The organism is Candidatus Nanopusillus massiliensis, from assembly GCF_920984865.1.
Genome location: NZ_OV100765.1, coordinates 452,752 through 453,113, shown reverse-complemented (window position 1 = coordinate 453,113; position 362 = coordinate 452,752). Strand labels below are relative to the sequence as shown.

Sequence of the window (362 nt, the reverse complement as noted above, 5' to 3'; positions counted from 1 at the left end):
TGATAAAGAATATTTAAATGATTTGCCTTGGAAATTTGAAGCTGGAACACCTAATATGGCGGGAGCAATTGTTTTTGGAGAAGCAATTAAATATTTAAATAAATTAGGAATGGAAAATATTGAAAAATATGAACAAGAATTAACAAAATATTTCTTAGAAAGATTTGAAGAATTTTCAAATAAATATAAAGATGTAATATTAATGGGATTAAAAGATTATAAAGATAGAGAAGAATATTTCTCATTATTATTTAAAATAAATCCTCATATAATTGGAAAAATGTTACATTCTTTAATATTACTGTTAGAACTGGATATCATTGTTGTTACNTATTATTTAGACCTTTGGATCTATATAATAT

1 protein-coding gene (running past one end of the window) is annotated in these 362 nt (G+C 22.4%); it reads left to right on the top strand.

Annotated features, from left to right (window positions below):
* The coding region annotated (locus LUA84_RS03285) for an aminotransferase class V-fold PLP-dependent enzyme (protein ID WP_457913368.1) crosses the window boundary (this coding region is incomplete at its 3' end): on the top strand, positions 1-362 show 362 of its 466 nt. 104 nt of the annotated region lie to the left of the window's left edge.